This is a genomic window from Neisseria sp. WLZKY-1, assembly GCF_046546535.1.
GTDB lineage: Bacteria > Pseudomonadota > Gammaproteobacteria > Burkholderiales > Neisseriaceae > Neisseria.
In genome coordinates this window covers 1-773 of sequence record NZ_JBKGTW010000110.1, presented here as the reverse complement: position 1 = coordinate 773, position 773 = coordinate 1, and the positions used below count along the sequence as shown (strand labels likewise).

The window sequence follows — 773 nt, the reverse complement described above, 5'->3', positions numbered from 1 at the left end:
GACGAAATCAGAACAGCAAAGCGAACAACAACCCGCACCGCAGTGCGCGTAATCACCGAGTTTGGTTACCCTGCCCGACGGGGTGGGGGAACACAGTTGCTACACGGCGACAAAAAAGCCCGCCGGATGCGGGGCGGGGCATGATAATTTCAATCTTTACAAAAATTTGCATGCAGCGTGCAGCGTGCAGTATAATTTTAACACTTTTTATTGATTTGTAAGGTATTTTTTAACAACTTTTTATGGATAAAAACATGAAAACCAACAAAATCTTACAAATTGCAATGATAACAACCTTGCTCGCAGCACCAATGGCAGCCTCTGCGTATGAATTAGGGGAAAAAGGAATAAGCGCAACGGATGCCAAGTTGTACAGCCAAATAGGTTATGACAGCACGGGACGTTATGAGTATTTAAATGACAGGGCACAGGAATCTTTGGTTAAAGTTAGTGGTAAAGGTGCTGCTAGAAATGGGGTAAGACAAAGTGAGAAACGGGTTGAGAAACAAGTGACTGGAAAACAGAAAACTGCTAAGAAAAAAGAAAGTTGGGGTGCAATTGCTGGTCGCGAAGCCAGACTGGAAAGAGAAAGACTGGAACGCACAGGTGAAGAATTTGACTGGCGCAAATATATGTAGATTTAAGACGGCAAATTTGCCGTCTTAATTTTAGGGGCTGTCCTAGATAACTAGGATAAATTATCTATTACCAATTGTTTCAAAATGGAAATTTGAACTTTTATTTCACTGTTGTTAAAACGCCATTCGCACTCC

1 protein-coding gene and 1 pseudogene are annotated in these 773 nt (G+C 42.0%); one reads left to right on the top strand and one right to left on the bottom strand.

What is annotated here, in order from left to right; translation table 11 throughout:
* Window positions 1–254 precede the first annotated feature (254 nt).
* Window positions 255–638, top strand: a complete 384-nt coding sequence (locus ACLD9W_RS12380; protein ID WP_410842286.1) for a hypothetical protein — start codon at window positions 255–257, stop codon at window positions 636–638.
* Between the two features lie 50 nt (window positions 639–688).
* On the opposite strand, the pseudogene ACLD9W_RS12375 reads toward ACLD9W_RS12380, so the two are convergent.
* Window positions 689–773: pseudogene (locus tag ACLD9W_RS12375) on the bottom strand (IS1595 family transposase); the annotation flags it as partial.

What these genes read in the sequence shown, in the direction of transcription:
- ACLD9W_RS12380 (WP_410842286.1), top strand. Translation starts at nt 255, where the DNA reads ATGAAAACCAACAAAATCTTACAAATTGCAATGATAACAACCTTGCTC.